The 16,553-nt window shown below is 69.6% G+C and carries 12 protein-coding genes; 9 read left to right on the top strand and 3 right to left on the bottom strand.

The genetic code is table 11. The features are described 5' to 3' along the window. Positions 1-29 precede the first annotated feature (29 nt). The 4 genes from CY652_RS01155 to CY652_RS01170 all read left to right on the top strand — a co-directional run bounded on the left by CY652_RS01155 (position 30) and on the right by CY652_RS01170 (position 9,552). Complete coding sequence (locus CY652_RS01155) at positions 30-329, top strand: putative quinol monooxygenase (RefSeq protein ID WP_102128836.1); 300 nt, start codon at positions 30-32, stop codon at positions 327-329. Between the two features lie 148 nt (positions 330-477). Next, positions 478-2,844 carry a tetratricopeptide repeat protein gene (locus CY652_RS01160; protein ID WP_102128837.1) on the top strand — a complete coding sequence of 789 codons (2,367 nt, stop codon included), beginning with the start codon at positions 478-480 and terminating at the stop codon, positions 2,842-2,844. 252 nt (positions 2,845-3,096) lie between these two features. Then, positions 3,097-9,006, top strand: coding sequence for an excinuclease ABC subunit UvrA (gene uvrA / locus CY652_RS01165; RefSeq protein WP_102128838.1), 5,910 nt, complete (start codon positions 3,097-3,099; stop codon positions 9,004-9,006). A 312-nt stretch (positions 9,007-9,318) separates the two neighbouring features. Next, positions 9,319-9,552, top strand: coding sequence for an H-NS family nucleoid-associated regulatory protein (locus CY652_RS01170; RefSeq protein ID WP_102128839.1), 234 nt, complete (start codon positions 9,319-9,321; stop codon positions 9,550-9,552). 164 nt (positions 9,553-9,716) lie between these two features. Here CY652_RS01170 and CY652_RS01175 read toward each other — a convergent pair whose 3' ends face one another. From CY652_RS01175 to CY652_RS01185, 3 genes are all read right to left on the bottom strand, one after another. Further along, positions 9,717-10,223: a metal-dependent hydrolase gene (locus CY652_RS01175; protein ID WP_102128840.1), complete on the bottom strand. Its 507-nt coding sequence runs from the start codon at positions 10,221-10,223 to the stop codon at positions 9,717-9,719. Positions 10,224-10,342: 119 nt separating this feature from the next. Beyond that, positions 10,343-10,696 (bottom strand): sugar ABC transporter ATPase, encoded by a 354-nt coding sequence (locus tag CY652_RS01180; protein ID WP_102128841.1) that lies wholly within the window; start codon positions 10,694-10,696, stop codon positions 10,343-10,345. A gap of 151 nt (positions 10,697-10,847) precedes the next feature. Continuing rightward, complete coding sequence (locus CY652_RS01185; RefSeq protein WP_102128842.1) at positions 10,848-11,276, bottom strand: hypothetical protein; 429 nt, start codon at positions 11,274-11,276, stop codon at positions 10,848-10,850. Between the two features lie 236 nt (positions 11,277-11,512). Here CY652_RS01185 and CY652_RS01190 point away from each other — a divergent pair, with 236 nt between their 5' ends. The 5 genes from CY652_RS01190 (at position 11,513) to CY652_RS01210 (ending at position 16,426) form a co-directional block, all read left to right on the top strand. Further along, positions 11,513-12,208 (top strand): CDP-alcohol phosphatidyltransferase family protein, encoded by a 696-nt coding sequence (locus tag CY652_RS01190; RefSeq protein ID WP_102128843.1) that lies wholly within the window; start codon positions 11,513-11,515, stop codon positions 12,206-12,208. Further along, entirely contained in the window at positions 12,205-13,059 is an 855-nt protein-coding gene (locus CY652_RS01195) for a HalD/BesD family halogenase (RefSeq protein ID WP_258002136.1), read from the top strand. The genes CY652_RS01190 and CY652_RS01195 overlap by 4 nt, the downstream gene beginning before the upstream one ends. Beyond that, positions 13,056-14,066: a lysylphosphatidylglycerol synthase domain-containing protein gene (locus CY652_RS01200; RefSeq protein WP_102128844.1), complete on the top strand. Its 1,011-nt coding sequence runs from the start codon at positions 13,056-13,058 to the stop codon at positions 14,064-14,066. The genes CY652_RS01195 and CY652_RS01200 overlap by 4 nt, the downstream gene beginning before the upstream one ends. A 40-nt stretch (positions 14,067-14,106) precedes the next feature. Beyond that, complete coding sequence (locus CY652_RS01205; RefSeq protein WP_102128845.1) at positions 14,107-14,886, top strand: phosphocholine cytidylyltransferase family protein; 780 nt, start codon at positions 14,107-14,109, stop codon at positions 14,884-14,886. A gap of 136 nt (positions 14,887-15,022) precedes the next feature. Then, positions 15,023-16,426, top strand: coding sequence for an MFS transporter (locus CY652_RS01210; RefSeq protein ID WP_102128846.1), 1,404 nt, complete (start codon positions 15,023-15,025; stop codon positions 16,424-16,426). The last annotated feature ends 127 nt before the right edge of the window (positions 16,427-16,553 follow it).

The raw sequence follows: 16,553 nt of genomic DNA on the forward strand, positions 1-16,553 counted from the left end.
CGAGCGCTAATACGACGAGGACCACTGCCATGAGCATTTATCTCTTTGCCAGCCTGATTCCGAAGCCCGAGCATGCCGCCGGGCTCGAGAAGGAACTGCAGGTCATGATCGAGGCCACTCGGGCCGAGCCGGGCAACCTCCGTTACGACCTGCTGCGCGAGGCCGACGGCAAGCCGGGCTTTCACCTGTACGAAATCTACGTGGATGCGGACGCGGTTCAGGCTCATCGCGACAGCCCGCACTACGTCGCGTTCCGGGCGAAAATCGATAGCTGGCTGGTCGGGCCGCCCGACATCAAGGTGCTGATCGGCGTCGACGTGGCTCGCTAGTCGGGGCCGTCGTCCGTCGACGGGCGGCGCGGAAGGGTTCGCGCCGCCGGCGTCATTTCATGGATGACCGGCGAGGCGCATGCCGTCGCGCCTCGCCGGCTACCCGTTACCCTGTCGTCGACCCTGGTGCGCAGAAAGGCAGGCTCCGATGCAGACCGACGAGCGTTTCGCCCTCGCCAACGAGCGGCATCTCGCGGGCGACTTCGCCGCCGCGCGCAAGCTCTACGAATCCATTCCGGCCGGCGATGCCGTCCATGCCGACGCGTTGTTCCGGCTCGCGGTGATCGCGCTTCAGGAGAACGCGCCCGCCGAGGCGCTCGACAAGTTGCAGCGGGCGCTCGCCGTCGCGCCGAACCATCCGCGCTATCGTTTCGCGCTCGGCCAGACGCTGATGCTGCTGCAACGCTTCGACGATGCAGTGGCGCTCTACCGGCAACTGCTTGCCGAAGACGATGGCGCCGCGCATATCTGGTCCGCGCTCGCCGGCGCATGGCAGGCGCAGGGCCAGTGGCGCGCGGCCGCCGACGCCTGGCGCGCTGCCGCCGGGCGCGATGCGACGTCCGTCGACGCCTGGAACAATCTCGGCAACTGCCATCGGCTGCTCGGCGAACCCGATGCGGCGCAGACGGCTTATCGACGCGCGCTCGCCGTGCAGCCCGACGACGCCAACGCGCTGACCAATCTCGGCACGCTGCTGCAGGCGCAGGGCCGCGGCAGCGAGGCGGTCGGGCTGTTGCGCGCCGCGGTGGCCGCCGCGCCCGACGCAAGCGTCAATCTCGTCAATCTCGGCGTCGCGCTTTGCGGGCTCGGCCAGTTCGACGAGGCGGTCCAGGCGCTCGAACGGGCCAGCGCGCTCGATCCGCGGTTCGCGCAGGCCGCCTACAACCTCGGGCTGGCCCTGCAGGGGCTCGGTCGTCTCGACGAGGCCCGACAGCAGTATCTGCGCGCGCTCGCGCTCGATTCGCGGCATGCGTCGGCGGCCAACAACCTCGGCAACGTCTGCCGCGAGCTCGGCGAGTTCGGCGATGCCGCGCAGGCCTTCGAAGCCGCGATGCGCATCCAGCCCGGCTTCGTCGTCGCGCGCAACAACGCGGCCAACCTGAAGCGCGCGCTCGGCCGCCTCGACGAGGCGCATGCGCTGCTGCGCGAGGCGCTCGGCTTCGACGCCGCGCACTCGCCGACCTGGAACAATCTCGGCAACGTGCTGAAGGATCGCGGCGAACTCGACGAGGGCATCGAATGCTATCGCCGCGCCGTCGCGTGCGATCCGGACAACGTCGTCGCGCACAGCAACCTCGCCTATGCGCTCTCGTTCCAGTCCGACGAGGGCGCGCCCATGCTCGACGAATGCCGGCGCTGGGCCGCGCGTCACGAGGCGCCGCTGCGGGCCTCGCGCGTCGCGCCCGTCCCCGACCGGACGCCGGGGCGGCGGCTGCGCATCGGTTACGTCTCGGCGGATTTTCGCGACCACTGCCAGTCGCTGTTCACGACGCCGCTTCTCGCGCATCACGACCGCGCGCGCTTCGAGATTCATGGCTATGCGAGCGTGCTCAGGCCCGACGCGGTGACGGCGCGTCTCGCCGGACAGGTCGAGGTCTGGCACGACGTGCGCCGTTTCGACGACGCGGCGCTCGCGCAGCGCATTCGCGCGGACGGCATCGACATCCTCGTCGATCTCGCCATGCACATGGCCGACGGCCGGCCGCTGCTGTTCGCGCGCCAGCCGGCGCCGGCGCAGGTGGCCTGGCTTGCCTATCCGGGCACGACCGGGCTCGACGCCATCGAATACCGGCTTACCGATCCGCATCTCGATCCGCCCGGTCACGACGACCACTACCGCGAGCGCTCGCTGCGTCTGCCCGACACGTTCTGGTGCTACGACCCGTTGACGGACACGCCCGGGGTCAACGCGCTGCCGGCGCTGGAGCGCGGGCACGTGACGTTCGGCAGTCTGAACAACACCTGCAAGCTGACCGACCGCACGCTCGGCCTCTGGTCGGCGGTGCTGCGGGCGCTGCCGGACGCGCGGCTGTTGCTGATGGCGGCCGGGGGCGAGGCGCGCGCGAAGCTGGCCGGGCGTCTCGCGCGCAGCGGCATCGACCCGCGGCGCGTGGACTTCGTGCCGTTCCGGCCGCGCGACGCCTATTTGCGGACCTATCACGCCATCGACCTCGGGCTCGATACGCTGCCCTACAACGGCCACACCACGAGCCTCGATTCGTTCTGGATGGGCGTGCCTGTCGTGACGCGAATCGGCGCGACGGCGGCGGGGCGGGCGGGCCTGAGCCAGCTCGCGAATCTGGGCCTGGACGACCTGGCGGCGGAGTCGGACGAGGCGTTCGTGCGCACGGCCGTGGCGCTGGCCGGCGACCTGCCGCGGCTGGCCGCGCTACGCGCCGGCCTGCGCGGGCGTATGGAACGCTCGCCGCTGATGGACGGGGCGCGGTTCGCCCGGCAGGTCGAGGCGGCGTACGAGCGGATCTGGGAGGAGACCTGCCGCAAGGCGGGGGCGTGATGCCGGGTCGGGCAGGCGGAGTGGGGACGGCGCTGCGCGTCGGCCCGATCGGGAGCGATCCCGTCCCGGATGCGGGTTCGCCGCCGCGTCATTCAGACTGTATAGATATACAGTAGAATCTGATCCGGGTCACAGAACGGGTTCGCGGAACCGGGCAGGCGCGGCCGTTCCCTGTGTCCAGAGCCGCCGGGCACGGCCGTCGCGCCGCCCCGGTCCCGAATTCGTCGTGACCTAGCCGGAATCTTGCGCCAAGTGAGCGAAAACCGAACCACCATCCGCATCCGCGGAGCCCGTCAGCACAATCTCAAGAACCTCGACCTCGATTTGCGCACCGGCGAGATGACGGTCGTGACCGGTCCGTCCGGGTCCGGCAAATCGAGCCTCGTGTTCGATACGCTGTATGCCGAGGGCCAGCGGCGCTACGTCGAGACCTTCAGCGCCTACGCGCGCCAGTTCCTCGACCGCATGGACCGGCCGCAGGTCGATCGCGTCGACGGCGTGCCGCCCGCCATCGCGATCGACCAGACCAACCCCGTGCGCAGCTCGCGCTCGACGGTCGGCACGATGACCGAGCTTAACGACCACCTGAAGCTGCTCTACGCGCGCGCGGCGAACCTGTTCGACCGCGTGAGCGCGCAGGCGGTGCGCCACGACACGCCCGAGACGATCTACGCCGAGCTGCGCGCGCGCACGGCCGACAACGATCCGCGTCTCGCCGTGACGTTCCCGGTCGAGCTGCCGTCGAGCGCCACCGACGACGAAGTGACCCAGTGGCTTTCCGCGAGCGGCTACACGCGCATCCAGGCGCAGCGCGAGATCGGGACGGCCGACGGCACGCGCAAGGTGCTCGACGTGGTGGCCGACCGCTTCCGTCTGCAGCATACCGAGAAGAGCCGCGTGATCGAGGCGATCGAGGCCGCGCTCAAGCGCGGCGGCGGGCGCGTGAGCGTCTATGTGCTGCCCGAGCCGGGCGCGCCCGAAAGCTCGCCCGCCGAAGCGACCCTCTGGCGCTTCTCGACGGGCCTGCATTGCCCCGAGAGCGACCTGCGCTACGCGGAACCGCAGCCCGCGCTGTTCTCGTTCAATTCGGCCTACGGCGCGTGCGATGCGTGCCGCGGGTTCGGCCGAGTGATCGGCGTGGACTGGGGGCTCGTCGTGCCCGACGCGCGCAAGACGCTGCGCGGCGGCGCGATCAAGCCGCTGCAGACGCCCGCCTGGAAGGAGTGCCAGGACGACCTGATGCGCTACGCGGCGAAAGCCGGCATTCCGCGCGACAAGCGCTGGTCCGAGCTTTCGCAGGCCGAGCGCGACTGGGTCGTCGAGGGCGTGCCCGACTGGCGCGGCAACTGGCAGACGCAATGGTACGGCGTGAGGCGCTTCTTTCAGTACCTCGAATCGAAAGCCTACAAGATGCACATTCGCGTGCTGCTGTCGAAGTACCGCAGCTACACGCCGTGCGAAACCTGCGGCGGCGCGCGCCTGAAGACGGAAGCGCTGCTCTGGCGTCTCGGCACGAAGGAGAATGCCGACGCGGTGCTCGATCCGGCCGCGCGCTTCATGCCGCACGGCGCGAAGTGGCAGCGCGCGCAGCTCGAGGCGTTGCCGGGCCTGACGCTGCACGACCTGATGCTGTTGCCGATCGAGCGCATCCGGCGCTTCTTCGACGCGCTCTCGCTCTCGTCGGCGCTGCTCGACGACGCGCTGAAGCTGCTGCTCGCCGAAGTTCGCACGCGGCTGAAGTACCTCTGCGACGTGGGGCTCGGCTATCTGACGCTCGACCGCCAGAGCCGCACGCTCTCGGGCGGTGAGGTGCAGCGCATCAACCTGACCACGGCGCTCGGCACGTCGCTCACGAAAACGCTTTTCGTGCTCGACGAGCCGAGCATCGGGCTGCATCCGCGCGACCTGAACCGCATCGTCGAGGCAATGCACCGGCTGCGCGACGCGGGCAACACGCTCGTCGTCGTCGAGCACGATCCGTCCGTGATGCTTGCGGCGAACCGGCTCATCGACATGGGGCCGGGGCCGGGCGAGCGCGGCGGCTCGATCGTCTTCGACGGCACGCCCGACGCCATCCGCTCGTCCGACACGCTGACGGGCGCCTACCTGGGCGGCCGCCGCAAGGTGGCCGACGCGGCGCACTGGACGCGCCGGAGCGTCGAGGCGGCGACGCCGCGGCTCGTGCTCGAAGGCGCGAGCGAGCACAACCTGCGCGATGTCACGGTCGAGATTCCGTTGCAGCGGCTCGTCTGCGTGACGGGCGTCTCGGGCTCCGGCAAGTCGACGCTCGTGCAGGACGTGCTGTATCCGGCGCTCGCGCGGCACCTGGGCCGGGCGACCGAATCGCCGGGCGCGCATCGCGGGCTCGTCGGTGCGGACCTGATCAGCGACGCCGTGTTCGTCGACCAGTCGCCGATCGGCAAGACCGCGCGCTCGAATCCGGCCAGCTACGTCGGCGCGTTCGACGAGATCCGCAAGCTGTTCGCGAAGGCGCCGCTCGCGCGGCAGCGCGGCTACACGGCCGGCATGTTCAGCTTCAACTCGGGCGAGGGCCGCTGTCCGACCTGCGGCGGCTCGGGCTTCGAGCACATCGAGATGCAGTTCCTGAGCGACGTCTATCTGCGCTGCCCGGATTGCGACGGCAGCCGCTATCGCGCCGAAGTGCTCGAAGTGAAGATCGAGCGCGGCGCCCGGGCGCTGTCGGTCGCGGACGTGCTCGACCTGACCGTCAGCGAGGCGACCCAGTGCTTCGCCGGGGATGCCGAAGTGCTGCGCGTGCTGCAGCCGATCGTCGACGTCGGCCTCGAATACGTGAAGCTCGGCCAGCCGGTGCCGACGCTTTCGGGCGGCGAGGCGCAGCGCCTGAAGCTCGCGGGCTATCTGGCCGAGACGGCGCAGACGCGCGGCCGGCCCGCCGCGCCGGGCGGCCGGCTCTTCATGTTCGACGAGCCGACGACGGGCCTGCACTTCGACGACATCGCGAAGCTGATGCGCGCGTTCGGCAAGCTGCTCGCGAGCGGTCATTCGCTGCTCGTCATCGAGCACAACCTCGACGTGATCCGCGCGGCCGACTGGCTCGTCGACCTCGGCCCCGAAGGCGGCGACGCGGGCGGCGAGGTGGTCTGCGTCGGCACGCCCGACGACGCGATGGCGTGCCCGCGCTCGCATACGGGCGCGGCCCTGCTGCAGTACGAGAAGACGCTCGGCGGCGCGACGGGCGCGCTCGTCGCGGAGGAAGACGGCGTCGCGCTGCAGACGGCGCTGCGCGCGTCCCAGGCCCGGCGCGAGGTGCAGGGCGAGGACGTCGTGCGCATCGTCAACGCGCGCGAGCACAACCTGAAGTCGCTCGACGTGGACATTCCGCACGGCCGCTTCAACGTGATCACCGGCGTGTCGGGCTCGGGCAAGTCGACGCTCGCGTTCGACATCCTGTTCCACGAAGGACAGCGCCGCTACCTCGAATCGCTGAACGCCTACGCGCGCTCCATCGTGCAGCCGGCCGGGCGTCCCGAGGTCGACGCCGTCTACGGCATTCCGCCGACCGTCGCGATCGAGCAGCGGCTCTCGCGCGGCGGCCGCAAGAGCACTGTCGCGACGACCTCGGAAGTCTGGCACTTCCTGCGGCTCCTCTACGTGAAGCTCGGCATCCAGCATTGCGTGCACGACGGCACGCCGGTCACGTCGCAAAGCGTCGACGCCATCGTCGCGCAGTTGCTGCGCGAGCATCGCGGCCAGCACGTCGGCCTGCTCGCGCCGCTCGTCGTGAACCGCAAGGGCGTCTACACGGATCTCGCGAAGTGGGCGAAGGCGCGCGGCAACACGCATCTGCGCGTGGACGGCGAGTTCGTGCCCGTCGCGCCGTGGCCGAAGCTCGACCGCTTCCGTGAGCACACGATCGAGCTGCCCGTCGGCGACCTCCGGATCGAGCCCGAGCACGAGGCGCGGTTGCGCGGCCTGCTCGACGCCGCGCTCGATGCGGGCAAGGGCGTCGTCCATCTGCTCGCGCCGCTCGACGGGCTCGACGATGCGATGGCCTCGGACCGTCCGACCGCGCGGATCGGCACGGTCAAGGTGCTTTCGACGCGGCGCGCCTGCCCCGTCTGCGGCACCAGTTATCCGGAGCTGGACCCGCGCATGTTCTCGTACAACAGCAAGCACGGCTGGTGTACGACCTGCGTCGGCACGGGGCTCGCGCTGACGCGCGAGCAGCGCGCGGCCTACGACGACACGGTGTCGGCCGAGGACGACCGCGGCCGCGAGCAGACGCTGCCTTCCGAGGAGCAGGAGCCGGAGGGTCTCGTCGACGAGCCGTGCCGCGATTGCGGCGGCACGCGTCTGAATGCGGTCGCGCGCGCCGTGACGTTCGACGCGCATCCGATCGTCGAGGTCGCGCAATGGACCGTGGCCGACACGCGCCACTGGATCGATGCGCTGCGGCTCGACGGCCGCGACGCGCAGATCGCGCGCGACGTGGTCAGCGAAATCCGCAGCCGGCTGCAGTTTCTCGAGGAGGTCGGGCTCGGCTACCTGAGCCTCGACCGCGCGGCGCCGAGTCTCTCGGGCGGCGAAGCGCAACGCATCCGGCTCGCCGCGCAGCTCGGCAGCAATTTGCAGGGCGTCTGCTACGTGCTCGACGAGCCGACCATCGGGCTGCATCCGCGCGACAACCGGATTCTGCTCGATGCGCTCAAGCGTCTCGGCGACAAGGGCAACACGCTCGTCGTCGTCGAGCACGACGAGGACACGATTCGTCGCGCCGACCACATCATCGACATCGGCCCCGGCGCGGGCAAGCGCGGCGGTCGCGTCGTCGCGCAGGGCAGCGCGGCCGATCTCGCGGGCGCGCCCGATTCGCTGACCGGGCGCTATCTCGCGCAGCCGATCGTGCATCCGCTGCAACCGCGCCGCGCGGTGAAGCCGGCGCGTGCGGGCGCGGAGCCCATGCCGCCGCACTGGCTGACCGTGCACGGCGGCAAGCTTCACAACCTGCGCAACGTGACGGCGCGGATTCCGCTCGGCCGGCTCGTCGCGATCACGGGCGTAAGCGGTTCAGGCAAGTCCACGCTCGCGCGCGACCTGTTGCTCACGAACCTGCTCGACGCCGTGGGCCGCTCGGTGCTGTCGTCGCCGGCCACGCGGCGCGCGCGCAAGGCCGCGCAAGGCGGAGCATCCGATGCGGCGGCACGGCGGACGAGTGCGACGGCCCGCGCAACGGCGCGGCCGAAGCTCGACGTGACGCACGTCTGGCAGGGCTGCGAATCGATCGCGGGTTGGGAGGGCATCGATCGCGTGCTCGAGGTGGACCAGACGCCGATCGGCAAGACGCCGCGCTCGTGTCCGGCCACCTACGTCGGCGTCTGGGATGCGATTCGCCGGCTCTTTGCCGAAACGCTCGAAGCGCGGGCGCGCGGCTATACGGCCTCGCGCTTCTCGTTCAACACCGGCGATGGCCGTTGCCCGGCCTGCGAAGGCCAGGGCGTGCGCACGATCGGCATGAGCTTCCTGCCCGACGTGAAAGTGTCCTGCGACGTCTGTCATGGCCAGCGCTTCAATCCGGAAACGCTGGCCGTGACCTGGCGCGGCCGCAACATCGGCGACGTGCTGACGATGGAGATCGACGAGGCCGTCGAGTTCTTCGCGCCCGTGACGGGCATCGCTCACCCGCTGCAATTGCTGAAGGACGTGGGGCTCGGCTATCTGACGCTCGGCCAGCCGTCGCCGACGCTCTCGGGCGGCGAGGCGCAGCGCATCAAGCTCGTGACGGAACTGGCCAAGGTGCGCGACGACGTCACGCGACGCGGCCAGAAGGCGCCGCATACGCTCTACGTGCTCGACGAGCCGACGGTGGGCCTGCACATGGCCGACGTCGCGCGGCTCATTCGCGTGCTGCACCGGCTCGCGGACGGCGGGCACAGCGTCGTGGTGATCGAGCACGACCTCGACGTGATCGCCGAGGCCGACTGGATCATCGACCTCGGGCCGGAGGGCGGCGCGGGCGGCGGCACGATCGTGGCGGCCAGCGATCCCGAGGGCCTCGCGCGCGTGGCCGCGAGCCATACGGGCGCGGCGCTCGTGCCGGTGCTGGCGCGTCGGGCCGACGATGCGGTCGGCGGCGAAGCCGACGAAGGCGCGCGGTCTGTCGCGGCCGGACCCCGGAGTTGAGCGATTGAATCCGGGAGTGGTGTATCGTGTGCCGGGCGGCGCGTACGCGGGCAAATCCCTTGATTTGGCCGGTACGCGCACGGTATGATGAGTTCCGCCCGTGTCGCCCGTTTTTTGGTGGACACCCAGAACTGGAGCGGCGGACTTCAAGCATCCTCCGGGCCCGAATCGCGGCCCCGCTTACCTTCACTCCGCTTAAGCAAGACTTCGCCGACTTCGGCGGAGCCTGTCTTTTTTCAGGGTCGCGCCGGTTCCTTTACGGAACCGCGATGGACTGGCTGCGGGCCATGACGAAACGAGAGGAATTAACCCATGTCCGACCTCGATGGAGAGGCACGCGAACGACTGATCCTGTGGATTCGACGCCGCATGGACGAGTATGGCATCACGATGGAAGACCTCGCGGCGGCGATTACCGAGGCGCAGACCCAGCCGATGTACCGCGACGCGTACGGCAACACCTGGGACGGCAAGGGCGAGTTGCCCCCCTGGCTGAGCCGCGCGATTCACGCAGGGCAGGATATCGAGCATTTCCGCTGCCAGTAGGGCGCGGCGCGTTCTTCGGCCCGCATTCGCCGGGCTTCATCCGCTTCCATTCCGCGTCATCTCCGGCTACCGGTTCAGTTGCCGGTGAACCGGTACGTCAGGATTGCTGAGCAATTTTATCCGGACTTTCCCTGCAAGCGGATCTTCATGGCGCCTTGCATGGCTTACGGTGAAGCGCGGGGAAGCCATTCCCGCAGACCGTGCGGCATCCCGTGAACGACGACGAACCAGGCGGCGAGCCACGACGCGCCGACGATCAGCAGATCGCAGCGGCCGCTGTTCCACCAGTTGAGCGAATGACGTCCCGCGATCCACGGCACGCCGAGCGGGTTCGGCCAGTCGGCCAGCAAATGGACGAGGCCGCCGAGCGCGAAGCCGAACAGCGGGGCGGCGAGCGGCCGATGGCCGAGGCGGCAATACGACCACGCGAGCAGCACGATCCAGCCGATGCCCCAATGCGTGAGCGAACGATGCGCGATCCAGCGTCGACGGCTGCGCGTCCACCAGGCCACTTCGAGCCAGTCCGGCGCCGAGCCGCCGGCCACGCCGCAAGCGAGTGCCGCGACGGCCCCCAGATATGCGGGGCCGGCCGCGCCCGCGCGGGCGACGACGACGGCCGCGACGACGCCGGCGGCCCAGCCGGTTGCGTGATGTGCGTTGCCAGATGCCATGAGGAAGCGAAGCGCGGAGAAGCGGCGGCACGCCTTCTCCTTTCGGAGCGGCGCCGCTCGCGAGCGGAAGGCGCGGCGGTTAGAGGCGGTTAAGGGCGGTTAAGGTGTTTGGAAGCGGCTCAGATGGCGCAGCGCGCGATGTCGTAGCGCAGCTCGGCTTCGGGCGGATCGTTCGACGTGCCTTGCGTGACGCGCACGGTCGAGCCCTGCGGCGACGGCGCGAGCGCGACGAAGTAGGACGCGTGCGAGCGCGAGCCGACGGTCAGCTCGGTCACGCCGTCCTGCTCGTCTTCGTGCACGCGCGGCAGGCGGTCTTCGAGGCATTCGGCGACCGACGATGCCGGGCGCGTCGACGCGATGTAGATCATCGGCGTGGCGGCCGCGGCGTCGGCGGGATTGCCCGGGGCCGAACCGCAGGCGGCCAGCAGGGCGGCGACGGACACGATGGACACGGCGGGCAGCAATGCTTTCATGATTCGCAGGGGGCGGGAGGATATGGTCAGCGAGTATACGCAAGCTCGCGCGCGTTCGTGCGTAAGAAGATGCAACGGGGGCGCGGCGAAGGCATTAAATTGCGGCGCCGGCCGGCGGCCGCGATGTCGGGCGCGGCGGCGCGCGTACGCGTCAGCCCTGCTGGCAGAAGATGGCGGTCAGGAGCGGTCCGGCGTGATGCACGATTGCCGTCGTGTTGCCGGCCGCCGCGACGGCGGCCTGGACCTTCGCGAGCGAGCCGAGCACGACGGCGCCGTAGGCCGACGGGGCGATCGGCGTGCCGCTGCCGGTATGGAACAGCGGGTCGTTCTCCTCGTAGCCCACGATCGCGAACACGGTGAAGCCGTATGCCCTCAGATGCACGCCGCGCTGCGGCCAGAATGCGTTGATCGAGTTGCTTTCGACCCGCATCGGCTGGCTCTCGATCAATTGCTGGTCGATGAGCCCCGAGACGAACGTGTGGGCGGATTCGCTGCAGGTGAGCGCGTCGTCGAGGGGCGCGGCCGCCTGGCTGCAGAGCGGCAAGGCCGCGACGCAAAAGGACAAAAAGAAACGTTTCATTCGAATGCGCGAGAAGGCCGGCACTGTGCCGTCGCGCGAGGCCGCGGGGGCGGCCGGCGGGCGGGGCCGTCCGGTCGGTTGGGTTTGCACTCTACGCCCGTTTGTCCGGAGGCGCTTTCTGCGCCGCCGCGGCGGGCCCTTTCGCGTAGCGCGGATCGTGCCCGCTGCGGGCTCGAACGCGTCAAAAGAGCCGGGAAATCGGCAAGTTTTCCTCAAGACGTATATATTTGCGGGTTATGACCAGAAAAGACCCGCCTGTAAAAACCGTGCCGCATGCCGTGCCGCTGCCCCGAACCTGGGACGCGCGCGCCGCGCGCTGGCTCGTCACGCCGCTCGCGGACACGCCGGTCACGCCGAATCATCTGACCACGGTGCGCCTCGCCATCGGGCTCGCCGGCGCATTTTACCTGGCGCGCGGCGGCTTTGCACAGGTCAACATCGGGGCGCTGCTGATCGTCCTGTCGAATTTCGTCGACCACACCGACGGCGAGCTCGCGCGCATCAGCGGCAAGACGAGCCGCATCGGTCATTTCTACGACCTCGCGGCCGACGCGCTCGTGACGGTGCTGCTGTTCCTCGGCATGGGCTGCGGTCTCGCCCGGCAGATGCCGGCCGCCGACTGGCGCGTGCCGCCCCAGGTGCTCGGCGGCGCGGCAGGCGTCGCGGTCGCGCTGATCTTCTTCCTGCGCATGCGCATCGAGGAAATGGCGGGCAAGGCCGGCACGCGGCAGGCGTTCGTCGGCGGGTTCGAGACCGAAGACGTGCTTTACCTGCTGCCGCTCGTCACGCTCACCGGCGTCGTGGCGCCGTTCGTCGCCGTCGCGTCGATCGGGGCGCCGCTGTTCGCGCTGTGGGTGGTGTTCGATTACTGGCGCGTCGCGCGCCGCAACGGCGCCGCGAAGGCAGCCCGTCAGATGTGGATCGGCAGATGAGCGAACAGGCAGAACAAGAATCGGCGGAACAGGAAACGGTTGCCGCGCTTTCCGCTCAGGGTCGTTTTCGTTCCGGGGATGCCGTTTCGCCTGCGCCCGCGTCCGATCCCGACGGGGCCGTCGCGCTCGCGCTTCGCGGGTTCGACACGCCGACGCTGCGCAACGAATACGTCGGGCAGGGCGCGTTCCTCTATCTTTCCGAATTCCTGCCGCCCGAGGCGACCGCGCAACTGGCCGCCAGCGCCCGCGCCCTGCTGCCCGAGGTGAACCGCAACTACCTGCCCGGCCACAAGCAGGGCGGCAGCGTGAGCCGTCATGCGATCGACCGGCTCGCGCCGTTCATCGCGCAGCTTTACCGCTCGCCGGCGCTGCTCGGCTGGCTCGAAAAGATTACGGGCGACCGGCTCCAGCTTTCGCCCGACGACGATCCGCACGCCTACGCGCTCTACTACTACACGCGCGCCGGCGACCACATCGGTTGGCACTACGACACCTCGTACTACGACGGGCGCCGCTACACGCTGCTGCTCGGCGTCATCGAGGAGTCGTCGTGCCGGCTCGAATACGAACTGCATACGCGCAACGACAGCGTGCCCGACGTGCCCGGCTCGGTTCAGTATCCGCCGGGTTCGATGGTGCTGTTCGACGGCGACGCGTTGCGCCACCGCGTGACGCCGGCCGCCGAGGGCGACATGCGCGTGTCGCTGACCTTCGAGTACGTGACCGATCCGAACATGCGTCCGTGGCGGCGTTTCGTGTCGAACATGAAGGACGCCATCGCCTACTTCGGTTTCCGTCAGGTGTTCAGCAACGCCCTGCGCATGCGCCGTCGCAACGGGGACGCCGCGTGACGCGGGCCGCGCTCCTGCTGCTGTCGGCTGGCACGGCGCTGTTCGTCGCGCTGCTGGTGTGGCAGGGGGTCGGCCCGGTGATGAACACGCTCGCCGTGGCCGGCTGGGGGCTCGTGCTGGTCGCGGCCTTCCATCTCGTGCCGCTCGCGTTCGACGCGGCGGCGATCGGCGTGCTGTTCGGCCGCGCCGAAACCGCGAGCGGGCGCGATGCGCTCTTCGCGCGCTGGAGCGGCGAGTCGGTCAACAGCCTGTTGCCCGCGGGCCAGATCGGCGGGCCCGTCGTGATGGTGCGCCAGCTCGCGCAGCGCGGCATGCGCATGCGGGACGCCGCGGCCGCCATCACGGTCAGCACGACGCTGCAGGCGCTCGCGCAGATCGTGTTCGCCGTCTCCGGCATCCTGCTGTTCGGGCTGTACGCGGAGCAGAAGGTGTCGGGCGACCTGCGGCTCGCGGCCGGCATCGCGACCGGCGCGCTGGCCGTGCTGATCGGGCTCTTCTACGTCGCGCAGCGGCGCGGGTTGTTCGGGCGGATGCTGCGCGTCGTCTCGCGCGTGTTCGGCAAGCGGGACTGGTCGTCGCTGACGATGCGCGCCGACGCCGTCGACGCCGCCGTGCAGGCGCTGTATCGCGCGCGCGGCCGGGCGGCGGCGAGCTTCGCGCTCAGTTTCGTCGGCTGGCTCGTCGGCACGGGCGAAGTGTGGCTCGCGCTGCGCTTTCTCGGTCATCCGGTCGGTTGGCTCGACGCGTTGCTGCTCGAAAGCATCGGCCAGGCCATTCGCGGCGCGGCCTTCGCGATTCCGGGCTCGCTGGGTGTGCAGGAGGGCGGCTATCTGCTGCTCGCGCCGCTCGTCGGCCTGCCGCCGGACGCGGCGCTCGCGCTTTCGCTCGTCAAGCGCGCGCGCGAAATCCTGCTCGGCCTGCCGGGCCTGTTGTATCTGCACGTCAGTGAACGAAGCTGGCAGCGCCGGCGCGCCATTCGCGTGCCGGCCGTAGAAACGGTCGATTGATCAAAGACCCTCACACGTTTTCGGGGAGAACGCTTTTCGCATGCGCGCCATCATTCTTGCCGCGGGTCTCGGCCTGCGTCTTCAGCAACAGCCTGGAGAACAATTTCCGAAATGCCTGCTGCGCTTCGAGGGCGTGACGCTGCTCGAACGGCACCTGCAACTGCTCGAAGCGTTGGACGTGACAGAGGTGACGCTGGCGCTGGGCTTCCAGCCCGAGCGCGTGGAGGCGGAACTCGCGCGCATCGGCTGGCCGCATGAAGTGGAGATCGTGCTGAACCCGCGCTTCGACCTGGGCAGCGTGCTGACGGTGCATTGCGTGGCCGGAGCGCTCGAACGCGGCGGCGACGTGCTGCTGATGGATGCGGACGTGCTCTACGACGAGCGGGTGCTCGGGCCGCTGGTGGCGGGCGCGGGCCCGGCGAACCGTCTGCTGATTGACCGCGACTTCGAAGCCGGCGACGAGCCGGTGAAGCTGTGTCTGCGAAACGGGGTACCGGTGGAGCTGCGCAAGCAGGTGGCGGTGAGCCTCGAGTACGACACGATCGGGGAGTCGGTGGGATTTTTCCGGTTGAACGAAGAGACGGCGCGGCGGTTCGCGCGGATCGTGGCGGGCTATGTGGAGGGCGGGCGCTCGAACCTGCCGCACGAAGAGGCGTTGCGCGACCTGCTGCTGGAGCGCGGAGCGCAGTTCGAGACGGCGGACGTGACGGGCGCGCCGTGGATCGAGATAGATTTTCCCAACGATGTGACGCGCGCCGCGCAGCAGGTGCTGCCGCAATTGCGGCCGGTGGCGAGCCGCGCGAAACAGGCTGCGCTGTAGTGCAACCGCGAGGCCTCCCGCCGTTGCAGGCACGACGACCCCCGACCCAATCGACCCGATCGGTTCAACCGGCCGGACGCCGATGCGATAATGGCGGCTTTACGCGGGCGGCCGACGCCGTCCGTCGTCCCGAACCATGCCTCTAGCCCTCGGCGCCTTCATCGTCCCGCTCATCGTGGCCTGCGCGATGTTCATGGAGAACGTCGACGCCACGGTGATCGTCACTTCGCTGCCGACGCTGGCCCGCGACCTGGGCCAGGACCCCATCACGATGAAACTCGCCGTCACGAGCTACGTGATCGGCCTCGGCGTGTTCATTCCGATCTGCGGCTGGGTGGCGGACCGGTACGGCTCGCGCACGGTGTTCCGCACGGCCATCGGCATTTTCATCGCGGGCTCGCTGCTGTGCGCGGCCTGCACGTCGCTGCCGATGCTCGTCGTCGCGCGCTTCGTGCAGGGCATCGGCGGCGCGATGATGGTGCCCGTCGGGCGCATCATCATCTTCCGCTCGGTGCCGAAGTCGGACTTCATCCGCGCCGTCAACTACCTGACCATACCGGCCCTGCTCGGCCCCGTGGTCGGGCCGCCGCTCGGCGGGTTCATCACGACCTATCTGCACTGGCGCCTGATCTTCTTCATCAACATCCCGATCGGCGTGCTCGGCATCTGGCTCACCAACCGCCACATCGCGAACATGCACGAGGAGCATCCGGGTCCGCTCGACTGGTTCGGCTTCGTGCTGTCCGCCGGCGGCGCGTCGCTGTTCATGCTCGGGCTCTCGCTCGTCGGCAGCGGGCTCGTGTCGTTCGGGCACGCGGTGGGCATGTGCCTTGCTGGAGCCCTGCTGCTCGTCGGCTACTGGTTTTATGCGCGCCGCGTCGAGCGGCCGGTGCTCGATCTGCGTCTGTTGAACATCCCGAGCTTTCACGCCAGCGTCGCGGGCGGCTCGCTCTTCCGCATCGGCCTCGGCTCGGTGCCGTTCCTGCTGCCGCTCGCCCTGCAGGAGGGACTCGGGATGACGGCGTTCCTGTCGGGCTCGATCACCTGCGCGTCGGCGTTCGGCTCGATGTTCATGAAGACGATCGCCTCGCGCGTGCTGCGCAGTTTCGGTTTCCGGCGCGTGCTGATCGTCAACGCGGTGCTGGCGGGCGCGGCGATCGCCGTGTGCGGCACGTTTCATCCCGGCATGTCGCGCTGGCTGATCTGGGGCATCGTGCTGCTGGGTGGGTTCTTCCCGTCGCTGCAGTTCACGAGCCTCAATTCGCTCGCCTACGCCGACATCCCGTCGCGGGACATCGGCCGCGCGACGAGCGTGGCGAGCGTGATCCAGCAGGTGTCGCTCGGTCTCGGCGTGACGATCGCCGGCCTCGCGTTGCAGGCGTCCCATCGTCTGCAGGGTCACGCGACGATCGTCTGGTCGGATTTCTGGCCCGCGTTCCTCGTGGTCGGGCTGTTTTGCGCGGCGTCGATTCCGGTCACGTCGCGGCTGCCGGCCTCGGCCGGCGCCGAGATCGCGCGCGGGCGGCGCGAGGCGGCCTGAATCGGGTCTGATTTCGACCGGCGTTGCCGCCGGCCGCGGCCTGGGCGGCGAAAGAATTCTGCGGAGGGCGCTTGCCGGTCTGCCGCCGGGGCAGGGCGATGGGCACGGCAAGCGTCCAGATAGAAGG

The sequence above is a fragment of the Burkholderia sp. WAC0059 genome, assembly GCF_002870125.1.
GTDB lineage: Bacteria > Pseudomonadota > Gammaproteobacteria > Burkholderiales > Burkholderiaceae > Paraburkholderia.

Excerpts from the sequence above, each read along its gene's own strand:
- CY652_RS01155 (WP_102128836.1), top strand. The coding sequence starts at position 30 with ATGAGCATTTATCTCTTTGCCAGCCTGATTCCGAAGCCCGAGCATGCC.
- CY652_RS01160 (WP_102128837.1), top strand. The coding sequence starts at position 478 with ATGCAGACCGACGAGCGTTTCGCCCTCGCCAACGAGCGGCATCTCGCG.
- CY652_RS01170 (WP_102128839.1), top strand. The coding sequence starts at position 9,319 with ATGTCCGACCTCGATGGAGAGGCACGCGAACGACTGATCCTGTGGATT.
- CY652_RS01175 (WP_102128840.1), bottom strand. The coding sequence starts at position 10,223 with ATGGCATCTGGCAACGCACATCACGCAACCGGCTGGGCCGCCGGCGTC.
- CY652_RS01180 (WP_102128841.1), bottom strand. The coding sequence starts at position 10,696 with ATGAAAGCATTGCTGCCCGCCGTGTCCATCGTGTCCGTCGCCGCCCTG.
- CY652_RS01185 (WP_102128842.1), bottom strand. The coding sequence starts at position 11,276 with ATGAAACGTTTCTTTTTGTCCTTTTGCGTCGCGGCCTTGCCGCTCTGC.
- CY652_RS01190 (WP_102128843.1), top strand. The coding sequence starts at position 11,513 with ATGACCAGAAAAGACCCGCCTGTAAAAACCGTGCCGCATGCCGTGCCG.
- CY652_RS01195 (WP_258002136.1), top strand. The coding sequence starts at position 12,205 with ATGAGCGAACAGGCAGAACAAGAATCGGCGGAACAGGAAACGGTTGCC.
- CY652_RS01205 (WP_102128845.1), top strand. The coding sequence starts at position 14,107 with ATGCGCGCCATCATTCTTGCCGCGGGTCTCGGCCTGCGTCTTCAGCAA.
- CY652_RS01210 (WP_102128846.1), top strand. The coding sequence starts at position 15,023 with ATGCCTCTAGCCCTCGGCGCCTTCATCGTCCCGCTCATCGTGGCCTGC.